Below are 19273 nucleotides of genomic sequence, written 5' to 3' on the forward strand. Positions count from 1 at the left end.
AAAGAATGGATAGAACATCATGAATTTACACGAGTATCAGGCGAAACAGCTGTTCCTGCGCTACGGCCTGCCAGCACCAACGGGCTTCGCCTGTTCCACGCCGCGTGAAGCGGAAGAGGCTGCATCGAAAATCGGTGCCGGTCCGTGGGTGGTAAAATGTCAGGTTCATGCCGGTGGCCGCGGTAAAGCGGGCGGCGTGAAAGTCGTGAAAAGCAAAGAAGAAATTCGTGCTTTCGCTGAACACTGGCTGGGTAAACGTCTGGTGACTTACCAGACAGACGCACTGGGTCAGCCGGTTAACCAGATCCTGGTTGAATCCGCGACAGACATCGACAAAGAATTGTACCTCGGCGCTGTGGTAGACCGCAGCTCACGCCGCGTGGTGTTCATGGCGTCTACTGAAGGCGGCGTGGAAATCGAGAAAGTGGCGGAAGAAACGCCACACCTGATCCACAAAGTTGCACTGGATCCGCTGGCAGGTCCGCAGCCTTATCAGGGCCGTGAACTGGCATTCAAACTGGGTCTGACCGGTAAGCAGGTTCAGCAGTTCACCAAGATCTTCATGGGTCTGGCCAACATCTTCCTTGAGCGCGATCTGGCGCTGATCGAAATTAACCCGCTGGTGGTGACCACCGCTGGCGACCTGATCTGCCTCGACGGCAAACTGGGCGCAGACGGCAACGCATTGTTCCGTCAGCCAGAATTGCGTGAAATGCGCGATTACAGCCAGGAAGATGCCCGCGAATCTCAGGCCGCGCAGTGGGAACTGAACTACGTTGCGCTCGACGGCAACATCGGTTGCATGGTGAACGGTGCCGGTCTGGCAATGGGTACCATGGACATCGTGAAACTGCACGGTGGTGAACCGGCTAACTTCCTGGATGTTGGCGGCGGTGCGACCAAAGAACGCGTAACAGAAGCCTTCAAAATCATCCTGTCCGATGAAAAAGTGAAAGCCGTCTTCGTAAACATCTTCGGCGGTATCGTACGTTGCGACCTGATCGCCGACGGTATCATCGGTGCGGTGGAAGAAGTGGGCGTCAGCGTACCGGTTGTGGTGCGTCTTGAAGGTAACAATGCCGAGCTGGGTGCCAAAAAACTGGCAGACAGCGGTTTGAACATCATTGCAGCGACCAGCCTGACGAATGCGGCTCAACAAGTTGTCGCGGCAGTGGAGGGGAAATAATGTCGATTTTAATCAACAAGAACACCAAAGTTATCTGCCAGGGTTTCACCGGTAGCCAGGGGACTTTCCACTCCGAACAAGCTATCGCTTACGGCACAAAAATGGTTGGCGGCGTAACGCCAGGCAAAGGCGGCACCGAACATCTGGGTCTGCCAGTGTTCAACACCGTTCGCGAAGCGGTTGAGACCACCGGCGCGACGGCGTCTGTCATTTATGTTCCCGCACCATTCTGCAAAGATTCCATTCTGGAAGCGCTGGATGCAGGCATCAAGCTGATCATTTGTATCACTGAAGGTATCCCGACGCTGGATATGCTGGTGGTTAAAGTGAAACTGGATCAGAGCGATGCGGTCATGATCGGGCCAAACTGCCCGGGCGTGATCACCCCGGGCGAATGTAAAATCGGCATCATGCCGGGCCACATTCACCTGCCGGGCAAAGTGGGTATCGTTTCCCGCTCGGGTACGCTGACGTATGAAGCGGTTAAACAGACTACAGATTACGGCTACGGCCAGTCTACCTGTGTCGGTATCGGCGGCGACCCGATCCCGGGCTCTAACTTCATCGATATCCTGAAGCTGTTCCAGGAAGACCCGCAGACCGAAGTGATCGTGATGATCGGTGAGATCGGCGGTAACGCGGAAGAAGAAGCGGCGGCTTATATTCAGGCACACGTGACCAAACCGGTTGTGGGCTACATCGCCGGTGTGACTGCGCCAAAAGGCAAACGTATGGGCCACGCAGGCGCCATCATTGCCGGTGGTAAAGGTACGGCTGACGAGAAGTTTGCTGCACTGGAAGCTGCAGGCGTGAAGACTGTTCGCAGCCTGGCCGATATTGGCGAAGCCGTGAAATCTGTTCTGCCACAGTAAGTATTGCCCGTCGCGCCGGGCCCTGTTCCGGTGCGAACTGAGTCATTTCATATGACTCTACGATTCGACATGTTGGCCACCCTCGGGTGGCCTTTTTTATTTTTAAGCTAAATATTTAACAATCGCCGATATGAGCTATATTTATTAACAGAGCACGATAGGTTCATTGGAAATAAAAAGTTAATAAATGGGTTTTAAAAGGTAGCGATTTAGATATTTAGCACAACCATAAAAACACAACAAATTAACAATAAATACACCATTAAAGATCAGTGAAACCAACGGTTAACATCCTGAAATGTTTTTTCAGAAATTGATGTAGATATTATAGAAATAAACAATGAGATAGGCTTAAATTGCGTCAGATCAATTCCGGCGATCTGCACTGTTTTGTCGTTAAATTGACCTGTACGCGGAAATCCGCTTTGGGTCACTAAAAAACCTATTTAATGTGTGGGATTACTGGCGTAACATAATGGTCCTGTAACATCAGTTTTTTGTATGTTTACTTTTCCCCGAGATTTTCCCGTTCATCAGCCTCTTAGAGGCTCGCTGGTCGTGTCTTTTCCGGGTATCAGAATGCCTTGAACGGCTTCACTCAGCTGAACTCTGCATTTCTGTTCTACACACATTTGAATACTGGTAGTCATGAGGCGTTCCGGCAACCGGTTCGTCAAAGATCGCAATTTGGGGTCTTCCTCCGAGGAGCAAGGGGTCAAGATGTTTGATATCGTTGAACTGTCGCGTTTACAGTTTGCTTTAACAGCCATGTACCATTTCCTATTTGTCCCATTAACGCTGGGTATGGCGTTTATACTGGCAATTATGGAAACGGTGTATGTGCTTTCCGGCAAACAAATCTATAAAGATATGACCAAATTCTGGGGCAAACTTTTTGCAATTAACTTTGCAATTGGCGTTGCTACCGGTTTAACCATGGAATTCCAGTTCGGGACTAACTGGTCATATTTCTCACATTACGTCGGTGATATCTTCGGTGCGCCTCTGGCGATTGAAGGTTTGATGGCGTTCTTCCTGGAATCAACATTAGTCGGCCTCTTCTTCTTCGGTTGGGATCGCCTGTCTAAAGTTCAGCACATGGCGGTGACCTGGTTTGTTGCCCTCGGCTCAAACCTGTCTGCTTTGTGGATCCTGGTGGCGAATGGCTGGATGCAAAACCCGATTGCATCAACCTTCAACTACGAAACCATGCGCATGGAAATGGTCAGCTTCTCCGAGCTGGTTCTCAACCCGGTTGCGCAGGTTAAATTCGTACACACCGTTGCATCCGGTTATGTGACAGGTGCGATGTTCGTTCTGGCTATCAGCTCTTACTACCTGCTGAAAGGTCGCGATGTGGGCTTTGCAAAACGCTCTTTTGCAATCGCGGCAAGCTTCGGTCTGGCGGCTGTACTGTCTGTTATCGTACTGGGTGATGAATCCGGTTACGAAATGGGTGACGTACAGAAAACCAAACTGGCGGCAATCGAAGCCGAGTGGGATACCCAACCTGCACCGGCCAGCTTCACGCTGTTCGGCCTGCCAAATCAGGACAAAATGGAAAATGAATACGCCATTCAGATCCCTTATCTGCTCGGCCTGATTGCAACGCGTTCTGTGGATACGCCGGTCACCGGTCTGAGAGACCTGATGGCGCAACACGAAGTGCGTATCCGTAACGGGATGAAAGCGTACAACCTGCTGGAAGAGTTACGCGCAGGGAATACCGATCCAACCGTTCGCAGTGACTTTGAAAAAACCAAGCAAGACTTGGGCTACGGTATGTTGCTGAAACGCTATACCGACAAAGTGACTGATGCGACTGACGCACAAATCCAGAAAGCGACGAAAGATTCTATTCCGCGCGTTCTGCCTCTGTACTTCGCATTCCGTATCATGGTTGCCTGCGGCATCCTGATGCTGGTTCTGATTGGTCTGTCATTCTTCGCAGTGGTTCGCGGTAAAATTGGCGAAAAACGCTGGCTGCATCGCGCCGTGTTGTTTGGCCTGCCATTGCCATGGATTGCGGTTGAGTCTGGCTGGTTCGTTGCGGAATACGGCCGTCAGCCGTGGGCGATTGGTGAGGTCTTACCAACGGCCATTGCGCACTCCTCATTGACGGTCGGTGATGTGCTGTCATCAATGATCCTGATCTGCGGCTTGTACACCCTGTTCCTGGTCGCTGAGATGTTCCTGATGTTCAAATATGTACGCCTGGGGCCAAGCAGCCTGAAAACAGGGCGCTATCATTTTGAAAAACCTTCAGCCCCGCTTGAGCAAGCTCAGTAATTAGGGAGTCCGACTATGTTCGATTATGAAAGTTTACGGTTCATCTGGTGGGCGCTGATTGGCGTGCTGTTTATCGGCTTCGCGGTCACCGATGGATTTGATATGGGTGTGGGGATTCTGGTGCGGATCATCGGTAAAACCGATACCGACCGCCGGATCATGATCAATGCGATCGCCCCGCACTGGGACGGCAACCAGGTCTGGCTGATCACTGCCGGTGGTGCGTTATTTGCTGCGTGGCCGATGGTTTATGCAGCAGCGTTCTCGGGTTTTTATGCGGCGATGGTTCTGGTGCTGTGTGCATTGTTCTTCCGTCCGCTGGGCTTTGATTACCGTTCAAAACTCGATAACGCGCGCTGGCGTGGAATGTGGGACTGGGGCATCTTCATTGGTAGCTTCGTGCCATCGCTGGTCTTTGGTGTGGCCTTCGGTAACCTGTTACAGGGCGTGCCGTTCCACATTGATACCGACCTGCGCCTGTTCTATACCGGTAACCTTATTCAGCTGCTGAATCCGTTTGGTATTCTGGCCGGTCTGGTCAGCCTGACCATGCTGATTACGCAGGGCGCAACGTATCTGCAAATGCGTACTGTCGGCGAACTGCATCTGCGGACCCGTAATGCGTCGCAGATTTCTGCACTGATCATGATGGTCTGCTTCCTGCTGGCGGGTATCTGGCTGGTTAAAGGGATTGATGGCTTCACCGTGACTTCTGTACTGGATCACGCGGGCCCGTCAAATCCGCTGCACAAAACGGTTTCTCATGAAGCGGGCGCATGGCTGGCTAACTTCAACAAGATCCCCGCTTTGTGGGCTATCCCTGCACTGGGTGTGATTCTGCCGCTGCTGACAATCCTGTTCTCCCGTTTGAATAAAGCGGCACTGGCTTTCGTCAGTAACTCACTGACTATCGCCTGTGTGATCCTGACGGCCGGTATCACTATGTTCCCGTTCGTCATGCCGTCAATCACTGATCCTAACGTCAGCCTGACCATGTGGGATGCAACGTCTACCTTACTGACGTTGAGAGTGATGACCGTTGTGGCGTGTATCTTTGTGCCAATCATCCTGATTTACACCTCATGGGCGTATTACAAGATGTTCGGTCGCCTCGATAAAGCGTACATCGAGAACAACAAGCATTCGCTGTATTAAGGAGAAAACCATGTGGTATTTTGCCTGGATCCTCGGCACCTTGCTGGCTTGCTCGTTTGGTATCATGACCGCGCTGGCACTTGAGCACAGCGAAGCCAACAAAGCTGCAAAAGAAGAGAAGTAACGATGAGTGTGATCGCGGATAAAGTTTACGCCATCACAGACAAGGGCCCCTTGCGGGCCCTTTCCCTTGTGATGTCGCTGCTGCTTGCCGGTTGTGTTTTCTGGAAACCGGGCATGTTTGCCTCGTCGACCAGCCAGCTGGAAGTGTGGCACGGGCTCATTCTGATATGGGCTGTTTGTAGCGGTGTTATTCACGGTCTGGGTTTTCGTCCGAAAAATTCGGTGTGGAAATCATTTTTTTCACCGTTACTGGCGATGATCGCACTGGCTGCGGGTCTGTTTTACTTCTTCAGCTGACTTTTATCGTCTTAAAAATACACAGATTTACAGTAATCTTCCTATGGGCCGCTCCGGCCCATAATTATTTTCGTTCCGGCATTGCAACCCATTCCCAACCCCAATTCTCTTGCGTATAGTAGTGCCGTCAAATTGCATTACGGGATGTAGAGTGAGTAATTCGTTGTTCCGATGGCCGGTTCGTGTCTATTACGAAGACACAGACGCGGGAGGTGTGGTCTACCATGCCCGATACGTCGCCTTTTTTGAAAGGGCTCGCACAGAGATGTTGCGCCAACGCAATTTTCACCAGCAGCAGTTACTGGGTGAACACGTCGCTTTTGCTGTCCGCCGCATGACGGTCGAATACTTTGCACCAGCTCGCTTAGATGACTTGCTGGATGTTCAGAGTGAGATTACGTCCATTCGCGGAGCTTCTCTTACTTTTGCACAACGAATTCTTGATTCGCATGGAAACCTTCTGAGTTCTGCAGAAGTGTTGATTGCATGCATTGATCCACACCAAATGAAGCCCCGAGCGCTTCCTAAGTCTATTGTCGCGGAGTTTAAGCAGTGACTGACATGAACATTCTTGATTTATTTTTGAAGGCCAGCATCCTGGTCAAGCTGATTATGCTTGTCCTGGTGTGCTTTTCTATCGCGTCCTGGGCGATCATCATTCAACGCACGAAAGTGCTGAATGCCGCCACCCGCGAGGCAGAAGCGTTCGAAGATAAATTCTGGTCCGGTATTGAGCTTTCCCGTCTGTATCAGGAAAGCCAGGGCCGTCGCGAAACCCTGAGCGGGGCAGAGCAAATCTTCCATTCTGGTTTTAAAGAATTCGCCCGTTTACACCGTGCCAACAGCCACGCGCCAGAGGCGGTGATTGAAGGGTCTTCACGTGCAATGCGCATTTCCTTCAACCGTGAACTCGAATCTCTTGAAACACACATTCCTTTCCTTGGCACCGTCGGTTCCATCAGCCCGTATATCGGTTTATTCGGTACGGTCTGGGGGATCATGCACGCCTTTATCGGTTTAGGTTCCGTGAAACAAGCGACCCTGCAAATGGTTGCTCCAGGTATCGCAGAAGCACTGATTGCTACGGCGATTGGTCTGTTTGCCGCTATCCCGGCGGTTATGGCGTACAACCGCCTTAACCAGCGCGTGAACAAGCTTGAGCAAAACTACGATAACTTCATGGAAGAATTCACGGCTATCCTGCACCGTCAGGCTTTCTCTCGCGAAACCAGCAGTAACTAAAGGGGGAGAGTATGGCTCGTTCACGAGGTCGTCGTAACCGGCGCGAAGGTAAGTCGGAGATCAACATCGTTCCGCTGCTGGACGTACTGCTGGTTCTGTTACTGATTTTTATGGCGACAGCACCGATCATTACCCAGAGTGTGGAAGTTGACTTACCTGATGCGACGGATTCTAAAACGGTGTCCAGCGATGATAACCCGCCTGTGATTGTTGAAGTTTCAGGCGTTGGTCAATACACCATTGTGGTGGATCATCAGCGCATGGAACAACTGCCTGAACAACAGGTTATCGCAGAAGCGACCAGCCGTATTCAGGCCAATCCGAAGACGGTATTCCTGATCGGTGGCGCAAAAGATGTGCCTTATGATGAAATCATCAAGGCGCTGAATATGCTGCATCAGGCTGGCGTGAAGTCAGTCGGATTGATGACACAACCTATCTGAGGATAGGTAATTTGTAACACTTATTTGAAACCCGGCATTCCCTGGCTTGCTAAAAGATTAAGGCAGGCGCTACAGGATCCCGGGTTTTTAGTAATCCTGTCTTGGGAAATCTATTTTGGTAAAGGCAACTGCAACTGAACAAAACGATAAGCTCAAACGCGCCGTTATTGTTTCGGTCGTTCTGCATATCATCATTATAGCCCTGTTGATTTGGGGATCGCTGGACGAAGATACCAGCATGAGCGGTGGCGGCGGCGGTAGCGATATCTCAGCCGTAATGGTTGATCCAAGTGCTGTGGTCGATCAGTACAACCGTCAGCAACAGCAACAGGCTGATTCCCAACGTGCTGCCGCAGCGCGTCAGAAAAAATCAGAGCAACAGGCTGAAGAGCTTCAGCAGAAACAGGCCGCAGAACAGCAACGTCTGAAAGAGCTTGAAAAAGAGCGTCTTCAGGCACAGGAAGATGCGAAGCAGCAGGCGCAGGAACAGGCTCAGCAGCAGAAACAGGCCGCTGAACAACAGAAACAAGCGCAGCAGGCTGCTGAGCAGGCGAAAGAACAACAGAAGCAGGCCGAAGCTGCTGCCGCACAGGCGAAAGCTGAAGCGGCAAAAGAAGCGGCTCAGGCTAAGGCCGATGCGGCGAAAGAAGCTGCAAAAGCGCAGGCTGATGCACAGAAAAAAGCCGCAGCCGAAGCGAAGAAACAGGCTGAAGCTGAAGCCGCCGCCGCAGCTGCGGCCGCGAAAAAACAGGCGGAGGCTGACGCGAAGAAAGAAGCGGCTGCTGAGGCGAAGAAACAAGCTGCCGCAGAGGCTAAAGCTCAGGCTGCCGCCGATGCGAAAGCGCAAGCTGACGCAGACGCCAAAGCAGCAGCGGATGCGAAAGCCGCCGCAGCCGCTGAGAAGAAAGCTGAAGCGGCTGCAGCTGCCAAGAAAGCCGCAGCCGATAAGAAAGCGGCCGCTGCCGCTGCCGCAAAAGAATCTGCTGACGCAAATAACTTATTTGACGGGCTGGCCGATTCTAAAAATGCGCCGAAAGGTTCAACGGGCGGTGGGGCTTCTGCTCCGGCAGGTAAAGGAACACAGAAAAAGGCGGGTGCATCCGGTGCCGATATTGCTAACTATGGCAGCCAGATAAAGGCGGCTATCGAGAGCAGATTCTATGACGCGTCATCGTATGCGGGTAAAACCTGTTCATTGCGCGTTAAAATGAACCCGGATGGCTCGCTTATCAGCGTGTCAGCGGAAGGTGGGGATCCAGCACTTTGTCAGGCAGCGCTTGCCGCGGCCCGACAGGCGAAGTTCCCGAAACCGCCTTCTGAAGCAGTCTATGAAGTCTTTAAAAATGCTCCGATAGATTTTAAACCGTAGAAAGACGAAAATAATTTCTTTTCAGAATTTTACGATAGATTGCAGGGTGTAATTCTAGTTTTGTATGCGTTGGTTTGTTAAAATTCTGCTAAATTATCGCGGGCAGATACGTCCAGATAAGGGAGATACAATGAAGCAGGCATTTCGAGTAGCGTTCGGCCTTTTGATGATGTGGGCATCTGTAGCACATGCAGAAGTTCGCATTGAAATTACTCAGGGCGTAGATACCGCTCGTCCGATTGGCGTTGTGCCATTCAAATGGGCGGGTCCGGGTACTCCACCTGAAGATGTTGGCGGCATTGTTGCTGCTGACTTACGCAACAGCGGTAAATTTAACCCTATTGATGCATCGCGCATGCCACAACAGCCAACCTCAGCGGCAGAAGTTACCCCTGCCGCCTGGACTGCTTTGGGCATCGATGCCGTTGTTATCGGTCAGGTTCAACCTGCAGCCGATGGCAGCTATGTTGTTTCTTACCAGTTGGTTGACACCTCGGGTGCTCCGGGCACCGTACTGGCACAAAACCAGTATAAAGTGACTAAACAGTGGTTGCGTTATTCTGCCCATACCGCCAGTGATGAAGTTTTCGAAAAACTGACCGGTGTTAAAGGCGCATTCCGCACCCGTATCGCTTACATCGTGCAGACTAACGGTGGCAAATTCCCGTACGAACTGCGTGTAGCGGATTACGATGGTTATAATCAGTTCGTTGTTCACCGTTCACCAGAGCCTCTGATGTCTCCGGCCTGGTCTCCGGACGGTAGCAAACTGGCTTACGTGACTTTCGAAAGCGGTCGTTCAGCGTTGGTTGTGCAAACACTGGCGAACAGTGCTATCAAACAGATTGCCTCTTTCCCACGCCACAACGGTGCTCCGGCATTCTCTCCGGACGGGTCTAAACTGGCATTCGCGTTGTCCAAAGACGGCAGCCTTAACCTGTATGTGATGAACCTGGGTTCAGGTCAGATCTCTCAGGTCACTAATGGCCGTAGCAACAATACCGAACCAACCTGGTTCCCGGACAGCCAGAACCTGGCGTTCACGTCGGATCAGGGCGGTCGTCCTCAGGTATATAAAGTTAATATTAATGGCGGTGCGCCTCAGCGTCTGACATGGGAAGGCTCACAGAATCAGGACTCTGACGTAAGTGCAGATGGTAAATTCCTGGTCATGGTGAGCAGCGCCAGCGGTACACAGCACATCGCTAAACAAGATCTGGCAACGGGAGCCGTTCAAACATTGACGGACACGTTCCTGGATGAAACGCCTAGCCTCGCACCAAACGGCACTATGGTTATCTACAGCTCCTCTCAAGGACTGGGTTCTGTATTGCAACTGGTATCGACTGATGGGCGCTTCAAAGCGCGTCTTCCGGCAACTGATGGACAGGTCAAATTCCCTGCCTGGTCGCCGTATCTGTAATGCATAGAAAACTATGTATGGCAAAAAATTATAAAAGGATCGAATAGATGCAACTGAATAAAGTGCTGAAAGGGCTGATGCTGGCATTGCCTGTTCTGGCAGTCGCTGCGTGTAGTTCTCACAAAAACGCGGACAACGACCAATCAGGTATGGGTCTGAACTCTGGCACTGGCGCAGAAAGCGGCAACATGTCTTCTGAAGAGCAAGCTCGTCTGCAGATGCAAGAACTGCAGAAAAACAACATCGTTTACTTTGGCCTGGACAAATACGATGTTTCTTCAGAATTCGCTCAGATGTTAGACGCGCACGCAGCATTCCTGCGTAGCAACCCGTCTTACAAAGTGACTGTTGAAGGTCATGCTGACGAACGTGGTACTCCAGAGTACAACATCGCCCTGGGCGAACGTCGTGCTACTGCTGTTAAAATGTACCTGCAAGGTAAAGGCGTTTCTGCCGACCAGATCTCTATCGTTTCTTACGGTAAAGAAAAACCAGCTGTACTGGGTCATGACGAAGCGGCTTACGCTAAAAACCGTCGTGCCGTACTGGTTTACTAAGAGAATAGTATGAGCAGTAACTTCAGAACTCACCTGTTGAGTCTGTCGTTACTGGTTGGCGTAGCGGTCCCATGGGCCGCTACTGCCCAAGCGCCAATCAGTGATGTCGGCTCAGGCTCGATAGAAGATCGGGTCACCTCTCTGGAGCGTATTTCTAACGCTCACAGCCAGCTATTAACTCAACTCCAGCAACAACTTTCTGATTCCCAACGTGATATGGATACTCTTCGTGGTCAAATCCAGGAGAACCAGTATCAGTTGAGTCAGCTTGCTGATCGTCAGAAGCAGATTTTTAACCAGATGGACAGCCTGAGTCAGGGTGCCGCCGGAGCCGCCAGTACGGGCGCTGCAGCAGCCACTGGCGACGCATCTGGTAATGCTGCGGCCGCAACGTCTGACGCAGGTGCTGCACAAGCCCCTGCAAGCACAGGCGATGTGAACAGCGACTACAACGCCGCTGTTTCTCTGGCGCTGGAAAAGAAACAATATGATGAGGCGATCGCTGCCTTTCAGAGTTTCGTTAAAAAATACCCGGATTCTACATACCAGCCTAATGCCAACTATTGGTTAGGCCAGCTGTATTACAACAAGGGTAAAAAAGACGACGCTGCTTATTATTTTGCGGTTGTGGTCAAAAACTATCCGAAGTCCCCAAAAAGTTCTGACGCGATGTTCAAGGTTGGGGTGATCATGCAGGAGAAAGGGCAGGCCGATAAAGCAAAAGCCGTCTACGCGCAGGTCATAAAACAGTACCCAAACACAGACGCGGCAAAACAAGCTCAAAAACGTTTATCTGCGAAGTAGTTCCCAATTCAGGACCGGAAAATGTACATATCGTGCATTTTCTGGGCTTGAGTGTGTGAAAGTCCAGCAGTTAAGCATCTTTGTGAAAATTAAAGTTGCACTGAAAAGTTAAATAAGTAATATATGCCGCCGTTGCCCAGACAACTCCAAACGGCTAACGCTGTTAGAGATTTAGGCAATTTGCAGTAGGTTTAGATGGGCCGTTAGCTCAGTTGGTAGAGCAGTTGACTTTTAATCAATTGGTCGCTGGTTCGAATCCAGCACGGCCCACCACTTTTAAAGTGGATTATGTAGTGAAGCAGTGATGGATGAGAACTCTGGTTCGAGCCGAGCGAAGCGAGACGACAACGCGTAGCGTTGCCCGCAGGGTGAGGTCGAAGACCGAATCAATCCAGCACGCCCCACCAAATCTAAACAAACAGCAAGTGGCTTGCACACCAACTGCAAGACACGAAGGCAGTCAGAAGTATTCAGGAAGGGCCGTTAGCTCAGTTGGTAGAGCAGTTGACTTTTAATCAATTGGTCGCTGGTTCGAATCCAGCACGGCCCACCACTCTTTAAGTGTAAGGTCCTGAATCAGTTTCTGTAAGCCGTGAAGTCAGTAGTACAAAGCATTTAGATGGGCCGTTAGCTCAGTTGGTAGAGCAGTTGACTTTTAATCAATTGGTCGCTGGTTCGAATCCAGCACGGCCCACCATCTAAATCTTAAAATTCAGAAAAAAGCGCCTTTAGGCGCTTTTTTCGCATTCAGACCCCTGTATTTCTCACATTATCTTAATCTGCCTTTATCCACATAATCCCGATACACCTCTCTTTTAAGTCCAGTAAACATTTAAAGCCTTAAGAACAAAATTTGGACGACTTACCTCGTTTTTTACGGTATTTTGTTTAGCATACAAAACCAGTGGGTTTAATCTGTTAAACCGGCTGTGGCTTACGGCCTTCAGGCGCATTGCCTGACAGAATGAGATGAAGAGTATGAGCGAAACATTGGATCTGAATGCGACGGTGTATCCTTTCCCGCCTAAACCCGCAGTTCTGAATGCAGACGAAAAGACCTTCTATAAAGAGAAGATTAAGAAACTGCTGAAAGAGCGCGACGCCGTTATGGTCGCGCATTATTACACTGATCCTGAAATCCAGGCGCTGGCAGAAGAAACCGGCGGCATCGTCGCGGATTCACTGGAGATGGCCCGTTTCGGCAGCCAGCATCCGGCGTCAACGCTGCTGGTGGCGGGTGTCCGGTTTATGGGGGAAACGGCCAAAATCCTCAGCCCTGAAAAAACGGTTCTGATGCCGACACTCAACGCGGAGTGCTCACTGGACTTAGGTTGCCCGGAACAGGAATTCTCGGATTTCTGCGACAGCCACCCCGATCGCACCGTTGTGGTCTACGCTAATACCTCGGCGGCAGTTAAGGCGCGCGCGGACTGGGTCGTCACTTCAAGCATTGCGGTTGAACTGATTGAATACCTGGATAGTTTGGGTGAAAAAATCATCTGGGCTCCGGATCGTCATCTCGGAAATTACGTCCGTAAGCAGACGGGGGCGGATGTACTCTGCTGGCAGGGCGCCTGTATCGTCCATGACGAGTTTAAAACCCAGGCGCTGACCCGGATGAAAGGTTTGTACCCAGATGCGGCCATTCTGGTGCATCCTGAGTCCCCTCAGGCGATCGTTGATATGGCGGATGCCGTCGGTTCTACAAGCCAGCTGATTCAGGCCGCAAAAACGTTGCCGCAAAAACAGCTTATTGTGGCAACGGATCGCGGTATTTTTTACAAAATGCAGCAGGCGTGTCCGGATAAAGAATTGTTTGAAGCGCCGACAGCTGGTGAAGGCGCCAGTTGCCGGACCTGCGCGCATTGCCCGTGGATGGCGATGAATGGCCTGAAGGCTATCGCCGAAGGGCTGGAGCATGGCGGAGCAGAACATGCCATTGAAGTGGATGAAGCGCTGCGTGTGAAATCACTGATCCCGCTGAACCGTATGCTTGATTTCGCGGCTCAGCTGAAATTACGGGCGCAGACTAAAGCGCTTTAAGCCGAAGGTATTTTCAGAACAATTAAGGGAAGGACGTGATGATGGATTTCTTCAGTACCAGCAACATTTTGATTCATATTCCTCTTGGGAAAGGAGGGTATGATCTTTCGTGGATTGAAGCCGTCGGGACGATTTTCGGTTTGCTTTGCATCTGGTTCGCCAGCAAAGAAAAGCTGATCAACTATCCGTTCGGCCTGATCAACGTGACGCTGTTTGCGATTATCTTCTTCCAGATCCAGCTTTATGCCAGCTTGCTGCTTCAGGTGTTCTTCTTCGCCGCCAATATTTATGGCTGGTACGCCTGGAGCCGCCAGACAGCCGATCAGCAGGCGGAATTGCAGATCCGCTGGTTGCCGCGCGGCAAGGCGCTGTTATGGGGCGTTATCTGCGTGGCAGGGATCGCGCTGATGACCTTCAATATTGATCGCGTTTTCGCCGCGCTCACGCTCGTTGCAGTGAATGTGATGCAGGCGCTGGGGCTTAACGTCAATATGCCCGAGCTTCAGCCCGATGCGTTCCCGTTCTGGGATTCATCCATGATGGTGCTGTCGATTGTCGCGATGCTGCTGATGACGCGCAAATACGTTGAAAACTGGCTGGTGTGGGTGGTGATTGATGTCATCAGCGTGGCTATTTTTGCTTATCAGGGCGTTTATGCCATGGCGCTGGAATATGTTCTGCTGACGCTGATTGCCCTTAACGGCTCATGGCTGTGGATCAAAAGTGCCCGACAGAACGGTTCGCGGCCATTGCAGAAAATCTGATCCGTATCCCATAAAAAACGCCTCCATCCGGAGGCGTTTTGCTTTCAGGCGCAGAACCACGGAATCAATGATGATGCGCGTGGCTGTGCCCGTGGTGATCGTGTCCGGAGCTTACTGACTGAACTTCGTTGATCTCACAATCCGGTGTTTCACAACGGCCGTATTCCATCTGAATGGTGGCGTGGCCGATACGGCACTTGTCGAGCAGATGGTGCTGTATGCGGTCGAGCAGGGCGTCATGGTCATGTGGCGGAACAACCTGCACGTGTAGCGTCATCAGGCGCTGTTCACCAATTTGCCAGACGTGAACGTGGTGAACGTTGCGCACTTCCGGGATGCTCATCGACAGATCCTTGCGCAGCTTATCGATATCAATTTCCTGCGGCGTCCCTTCAAGCAGTTCGTGGAAACTCTCGCGCATCAGCCTCCATGCATTACTGAGCACTAAGCACGAAACCAGCACCGACAGAATCGGGTCGATAGGCGTCCAGCCTGTGTACATAATGATCAGCGCCGCCGCAACCGCCCCGATAGACCCCAGTAAATCGCCCAGAACATGCAGCGCCGCAGCGCGCACGTTGATATTGGCTTTCTCTTCGCCCTGATGCAGCAACCAGAACGCCAGAATATTGGCAAAAAGCCCGGCGATCGCAATCACCAGCATGGTCGTACCCATCACCGGCTGAGGGCTGAAGAAACGGGCGATGGCCTCCCACACGATCAGCACGACGATCACCAGCAGTGCGGCGGCATTCACAAACGCCGCCATGGTGGTCAGGCGCAAATAACCAAACGTATGCCGGGCGTTGGGCTTACGTTTTGCAAAACGCACGGCTAACAGTGCAACCAGTAAGGCTGCGGCGTCAGTCAGCATGTGCCCGGCATCGGCGAGAAGTGCCAGCGAGCCGGAGATCAGGCCGCCGATCACTTCTGCCACCATGAAAATCACGGTGACCAGAAATGCCAGCAACAGCCTGCGGCCATTCTTATCCTGAGGTAGTAAAGAGGAAGACATATAAGTATTCACAAAAGAGATGAACAGAGATCATAACAATAACGTAATCGTCATGTGATGCAAGAAAGGGGCAGAGAAGAAAAAGAGGAACCGAAGTTCCCCTTTGTCAGTCATTTACTGCTGATGAAATCAGTTACCGGTAGCTTTGGACTGATTGGTTCCTGGTACCTGATCTGGGCAGCGGCCGTCTTTACACATGGCCTTTTTGTGGTCTACGGTCTTTTTGCTCGCATTGTGGTGAGCTTCAGTCGTAGATTTGTGTTTTTTCTTGTGGACTTCATTAACAGGCTTATCGGTTTCGTTGATTTTGCTGTTATCGACTCCGTTCGGTGCGATTTTCTGGATTGAGCCAGGAGCATCCGCCTGATTCGCTGAGCCATTATTCGAACCCGTATCTGCGCCTTCTGCGAATGCGGCACCTGAAGCCAGGGCCATTGTGGCGGTCAGTAACACTATTGCAAGTTTCTTCATAACCTCATCTCCATCTTTGGTTGTGATTCGTTTTTTTCGTGCTCGTCGTGGTGAAGCCAATGATTAGGAAGCTTAGCGAATGAATTCATGTCCTGAATCAAAATGAGACTATTCGTAGGTGTCAAAGTAGGTTTACACCGGCTATCAATACGGCTAGATTGAACGCGGTCAGCGTTTCGCTTTGTCTCTTATGAACACCCGAATGGAACAGTTATGAATTATCAAAACGACGATTTACGCATCAAAGAAATTAAGGAACTTTTGCCACCTGTAGCGTTGCTGGAAAAGTTTCCCGCCACTGACAAAGCGGCAAAGACGGTGTCTCATGCACGCAATGCGATTCATAAGATCCTGAAAGGAAACGACGATCGTCTTCTGGTTGTCATCGGCCCTTGCTCAATCAACGATCCTAAAGCCGCTAAAGAGTACGCAGCACGCCTGCTGAAAATGCGCGAAGAATTGCAGGGTGAACTGGAAGTGGTCATGCGCGTTTACTTCGAAAAACCGCGTACGACAGTCGGCTGGAAAGGGCTGATCAACGACCCTCATATGAACAACAGCTACCAGATTAACGATGGTTTGCGCATTGCCCGCAAATTGTTACTGGATATTAACGACACCGGCCTGCCTGCGGCGGGTGAATTCCTGGACATGATCACGCCACAATATCTGGCGGATTTGATGAGCTGGGGCGCGATTGGCGCACGTACAACAGAATCTCAGGTTCACCGTGAACTCTCCTCCGGTTTATCCTGCCCGGTAGGTTTCAAAAACGGTACCGACGGCACCATCAAAGTGGCGATCGACGCAATTAACGCAGCCGGTGCGCCGCACTGTTTCCTGTCTGTGACCAAGTGGGGCCATTCCGCTATCGTCAACACCAGCGGGAACAACGACTGCCACATCATTCTGCGCGGCGGCAAAAAACCAAACTACAGCGCTCAGGACGTGCTGGAAGTGAAAGACGGCCTGAAAAAAGGCGGCCTGCCAGCCCGCATCATGATCGACTTCAGCCACGCCAACAGCAGCAAACAATTCAAAAAACAGATGGAAGTCTGTGAAGACGTTTGCGGTCAGGTTGCCGGTGGCGAACAGGCGATTATGGGCGTGATGGTTGAAAGCCATCTGGTCGAGGGCAATCAGAGTCTCGACAGCGGCGAGCCACTGGTTTACGGCCAGAGCGTGACCGATGCGTGTATTGGCTGGGAAGATACCGAAGTGTTGCTGCGTAGCCTTGCGAACGCAGTCAAAGCGCGCCGCGGCTAATCCCTCACAGCAATTCTGAACTGAGCCCCGTTAATGCGGGGCTTTTTTGTGGCTGCAAAACACGGCTCACAATTCGCAACGCATATCCATGCAAAGCAGGCTGGCATTTGCCAGTTCCGAGCGATAAACGCTTTCCTTTACCAGACAGAATCCGTTTCTTTTGTAGAACTCAAAAGCATTAGGTGTCGATGACAGCGTCAGTTCAGAAAATCCCAGCGACTTTGCTTCCGCTTTTATCGCGTTGAGTATCTGCGTCGCGAGGCCTTTTCCTTCAAATCCGGGACGCGTAAAAATGGCTTCAACGCTTGCGTTTTCAACATCAATAAATCCGGTGGCGGCCGGAAAACCTTCTGGTGAATCCGTAACAAAAAAAGGATTGCGGGTAATCGCGTTCGGGAATCCTGCCGGCATCTGATCGGGTGTCCATGCCGTCAGGATTGATTCTGCGTAAGTATTTTTGCATCCGTGGCGGATAGCCAGGTTCCTTATTTCCCAAAGCTGTTCTGCTTCATGTACTGATGCGCGTCTGACGGACATTGAATTCTCCTTACTGAAACCTGCAAAAAAGGCATGCTTTCGCATGCCTTTTTGTATTTCCGATTAGCTCAGAAACCGCTAATTACTTCGCTTTACCCTGGTTTGCCACGGCCGCTGCTTTCGCTGCGATTTCATCGGCATTGCCCAGATAATAACGTTTGATTGGTTTGAAGTTTTCGTCGAATTCGTAAACCAGTGGAACACCGGTAGGGATGTTCAGTTCCAGGATTTCGTCTTCGCTCAGGTTATCGAGATATTTAACCAGCGCACGCAGGGAGTTACCGTGTGCAGCAATAATCACACGCTCGCCGCTTTCGATGCGAGGTTTGATGACATCAGTCCAGTAAGGGATAACGCGGTCGATGGTCAGCGCCAGGCTTTCTGTGGTTGGCAGCTCTTCAGGTTTCAGTTTGGCATAACGCGGGTCATGGCCAGGGAAACGCTCATCGGCGCGATCCAGTTCTGGTGGAGTCACAGCAAAACCACGACGCCATTGTTTAACTTGCTCGTCGCCGTACTTCTGTGCTGTTTCAGCTTTGTCCAGACCCTGTAACGCGCCGTAATGACGTTCGTTCAGTTTCCAGGATTTCTCAACCGGCAGCCATGGCTGGTTCAGTTCGTCCAAAACGCTCCACAGAGTATGGATGGCACGTTTCAGCACGGAGGTGTAAGCGAAGTCAAATTGGAAGCCTTCGTCTTTCAGCAACTGACCCGCAGCTTTTGCTTCAGTACGGCCCTTGTCGGACAGTTCAACATCATGCCAACCGGTAAAACGGTTTTCTTTGTTCCACTCACTTTCACCGTGTCTTACCAGCACCAGCTTGGTTACAGCCATAGCTAAACTCCTCAGTTAACTGAATTTTCAATGATAACAGTTATCATTATAGGGTCTGGGCATCCCTATCGGCAATCTGAATGTATTCAGGAAACCTATGTGTGACGCCCGTTTGTCTTAAACATAACGAATTTGCTGTGGCGATGTAAAACAAAACGCGCAGACGGTCACCCGGACAGCGCGTTTTGTGCAAAAGGACAGCAGATTAGCTGGCTTTTTTCAGGCAGGTACTCATGAAGGTTTTGCGGGCGTCGCCTTTAAGTTCTTGTTTCGCCGCATCAGCATTACAGGTTTTCATCTTTTTCTGCTGAGGGTTCATTTTATCGTCTGTTTTGGCCTCGGCTTTCAGGCAGTTGCTCATGAATTTTTTGCGCTCATCGCCCTTAAGCGATTGTGTGGTGGCCTGCTGATTACAGTCGGTCATTTTCTGGCGCTGCTCAGTCTGAGCGGGGGAAGGCACTTTTACAGGATCCGCGGCCAGTGCAGAACCCGCCGCACATAAGGTCGCCAGCAGGGATAACACAACGGGTAAACGCATAACGAACTCCTTTTTGAACGTCCTTTTCGCAGGACACTCTCTAA

The 19273-nt window shown here is 51.2% G+C and carries 21 protein-coding genes, 3 tRNA genes and 1 other RNA gene; 20 read left to right on the plus strand and 5 right to left on the minus strand.

Annotation, left to right across the window (positions count from 1 at the left end; translation table 11 throughout):
- Positions 1-19 precede the first annotated feature (19 nt).
- From sucC to pnuC, 19 genes are all read left to right on the plus strand, one after another.
- Positions 20-1186 carry an ADP-forming succinate--CoA ligase subunit beta gene (gene sucC, locus KWG64_RS01235; protein WP_101077379.1) on the plus strand — a complete coding sequence of 389 codons (1167 nt, stop codon included), beginning with the start codon at positions 20-22 and terminating at the stop codon, positions 1184-1186.
- A complete protein-coding gene (gene sucD / locus KWG64_RS01240) occupies positions 1186-2058 on the plus strand; it encodes a succinate--CoA ligase subunit alpha (RefSeq protein ID WP_195814167.1) in 873 nt (290 codons plus the stop codon). Before sucC ends, sucD begins: the two co-directional genes overlap by 1 nt.
- Before the next feature lie 720 nt (positions 2059-2778).
- Positions 2779-4347: a cytochrome ubiquinol oxidase subunit I gene (gene cydA / locus KWG64_RS01245; protein WP_218520691.1), complete on the plus strand. Its 1569-nt coding sequence runs from the start codon at positions 2779-2781 to the stop codon at positions 4345-4347.
- A gap of 15 nt (positions 4348-4362) precedes the next feature.
- Positions 4363-5502, plus strand: coding sequence for a cytochrome d ubiquinol oxidase subunit II (gene cydB / locus KWG64_RS01250; RefSeq protein WP_195814166.1), 1140 nt, complete (start codon positions 4363-4365; stop codon positions 5500-5502).
- Between the two features lie 10 nt (positions 5503-5512).
- Positions 5513-5626, plus strand: a complete 114-nt coding sequence (cydX, locus tag KWG64_RS01255) for a cytochrome bd-I oxidase subunit CydX (protein ID WP_101077375.1) — start codon at positions 5513-5515, stop codon at positions 5624-5626.
- 2 nt (positions 5627-5628) lie between these two features.
- Entirely contained in the window at positions 5629-5922 is a 294-nt protein-coding gene (gene ybgE, locus KWG64_RS01260) for a cyd operon protein YbgE (RefSeq protein ID WP_195814165.1), read from the plus strand.
- A gap of 151 nt (positions 5923-6073) precedes the next feature.
- Positions 6074-6478 carry a tol-pal system-associated acyl-CoA thioesterase gene (gene ybgC / locus KWG64_RS01265; RefSeq protein ID WP_095921211.1) on the plus strand — a complete coding sequence of 135 codons (405 nt, stop codon included), beginning with the start codon at positions 6074-6076 and terminating at the stop codon, positions 6476-6478.
- Positions 6475-7164: a Tol-Pal system protein TolQ gene (gene tolQ / locus KWG64_RS01270; RefSeq protein WP_013576430.1), complete on the plus strand. Its 690-nt coding sequence runs from the start codon at positions 6475-6477 to the stop codon at positions 7162-7164. Before ybgC ends, tolQ begins: the two co-directional genes overlap by 4 nt.
- 11 nt (positions 7165-7175) lie before the next feature.
- Positions 7176-7607, plus strand: a complete 432-nt coding sequence (gene tolR / locus KWG64_RS01275; protein WP_013576429.1) for a colicin uptake protein TolR — start codon at positions 7176-7178, stop codon at positions 7605-7607.
- A gap of 115 nt (positions 7608-7722) precedes the next feature.
- Positions 7723-8976 (plus strand): cell envelope integrity protein TolA, encoded by a 1254-nt coding sequence (gene tolA, locus KWG64_RS01280; protein ID WP_218520692.1) that lies wholly within the window; start codon positions 7723-7725, stop codon positions 8974-8976.
- A gap of 130 nt (positions 8977-9106) precedes the next feature.
- The gene (tolB, locus tag KWG64_RS01285; protein WP_195823523.1) at positions 9107-10399 is read left to right on the plus strand and encodes a Tol-Pal system beta propeller repeat protein TolB; all 1293 of its coding nucleotides are present in this window, start codon (positions 9107-9109) and stop codon (positions 10397-10399) included.
- 47 nt (positions 10400-10446) lie between these two features.
- Complete coding sequence (gene pal, locus KWG64_RS01290; protein ID WP_152326499.1) at positions 10447-10956, plus strand: peptidoglycan-associated lipoprotein Pal; 510 nt, start codon at positions 10447-10449, stop codon at positions 10954-10956.
- A 9-nt stretch (positions 10957-10965) separates the two neighbouring features.
- Positions 10966-11760 (plus strand): cell division protein CpoB, encoded by a 795-nt coding sequence (gene cpoB / locus KWG64_RS01295; RefSeq protein ID WP_152326500.1) that lies wholly within the window; start codon positions 10966-10968, stop codon positions 11758-11760.
- Positions 11761-11957: 197 nt separating this feature from the next.
- A tRNA-Lys gene (locus KWG64_RS01300) sits at positions 11958-12033 on the plus strand.
- Positions 12034-12047: 14 nt separating this feature from the next.
- Positions 12048-12167, plus strand: a non-coding RNA gene (locus KWG64_RS01305) — RtT sRNA.
- Between the two features lie 70 nt (positions 12168-12237).
- Positions 12238-12313 (plus strand) — tRNA-Lys (locus KWG64_RS01310).
- Positions 12314-12381: 68 nt separating this feature from the next.
- A tRNA-Lys gene (locus KWG64_RS01315) sits at positions 12382-12457 on the plus strand.
- A gap of 281 nt (positions 12458-12738) precedes the next feature.
- Positions 12739-13803, plus strand: a complete 1065-nt coding sequence (gene nadA, locus KWG64_RS01320; RefSeq protein ID WP_195814162.1) for a quinolinate synthase NadA — start codon at positions 12739-12741, stop codon at positions 13801-13803.
- A 41-nt stretch (positions 13804-13844) separates the two neighbouring features.
- Positions 13845-14567 (plus strand): nicotinamide riboside transporter PnuC, encoded by a 723-nt coding sequence (pnuC, locus tag KWG64_RS01325; RefSeq protein WP_218520981.1) that lies wholly within the window; start codon positions 13845-13847, stop codon positions 14565-14567.
- A 64-nt stretch (positions 14568-14631) separates the two neighbouring features.
- Here the strand turns inward: pnuC and zitB are convergent, their stop codons facing one another.
- Both zitB and KWG64_RS01335 read right to left on the minus strand, forming a co-directional pair.
- The gene (zitB, locus tag KWG64_RS01330; protein ID WP_195814161.1) at positions 14632-15582 is read right to left on the minus strand and encodes a CDF family zinc transporter ZitB; all 951 of its coding nucleotides are present in this window, start codon (positions 15580-15582) and stop codon (positions 14632-14634) included.
- A 129-nt stretch (positions 15583-15711) separates the two neighbouring features.
- Entirely contained in the window at positions 15712-16053 is a 342-nt protein-coding gene (locus KWG64_RS01335) for a protein YbgS (RefSeq protein WP_195814160.1), read from the minus strand.
- A gap of 213 nt (positions 16054-16266) precedes the next feature.
- Here KWG64_RS01335 and aroG point away from each other — a divergent pair, with 213 nt between their 5' ends.
- On the plus strand, positions 16267-17319 hold the full coding sequence (gene aroG, locus KWG64_RS01340) for a 3-deoxy-7-phosphoheptulonate synthase AroG (protein ID WP_152325451.1): 1053 nt from the start codon (positions 16267-16269) through the stop codon (positions 17317-17319).
- Positions 17320-17385: 66 nt separating this feature from the next.
- Here the strand turns inward: aroG and KWG64_RS01345 are convergent, their stop codons facing one another.
- The 3 genes from KWG64_RS01345 to KWG64_RS01355 all read right to left on the minus strand — a co-directional run bounded on the left by KWG64_RS01345 (position 17386) and on the right by KWG64_RS01355 (position 19229).
- A complete protein-coding gene (locus KWG64_RS01345; RefSeq protein WP_218520693.1) occupies positions 17386-17856 on the minus strand; it encodes a GNAT family N-acetyltransferase in 471 nt (156 codons plus the stop codon).
- 82 nt (positions 17857-17938) lie between these two features.
- The gene (gene gpmA, locus KWG64_RS01350) at positions 17939-18691 is read right to left on the minus strand and encodes a 2,3-diphosphoglycerate-dependent phosphoglycerate mutase (RefSeq protein ID WP_152325453.1); all 753 of its coding nucleotides are present in this window, start codon (positions 18689-18691) and stop codon (positions 17939-17941) included.
- Between the two features lie 205 nt (positions 18692-18896).
- Positions 18897-19229 (minus strand): PsiF family protein, encoded by a 333-nt coding sequence (locus KWG64_RS01355; RefSeq protein WP_152325454.1) that lies wholly within the window; start codon positions 19227-19229, stop codon positions 18897-18899.
- Positions 19230-19273: the final 44 nt, after the last annotated feature.

It is taken from the genome of Rahnella sp. PD12R, from assembly GCF_019200965.1.
Taxonomy (GTDB): Bacteria; Pseudomonadota; Gammaproteobacteria; order Enterobacterales; family Enterobacteriaceae; genus Rahnella; species Rahnella laticis.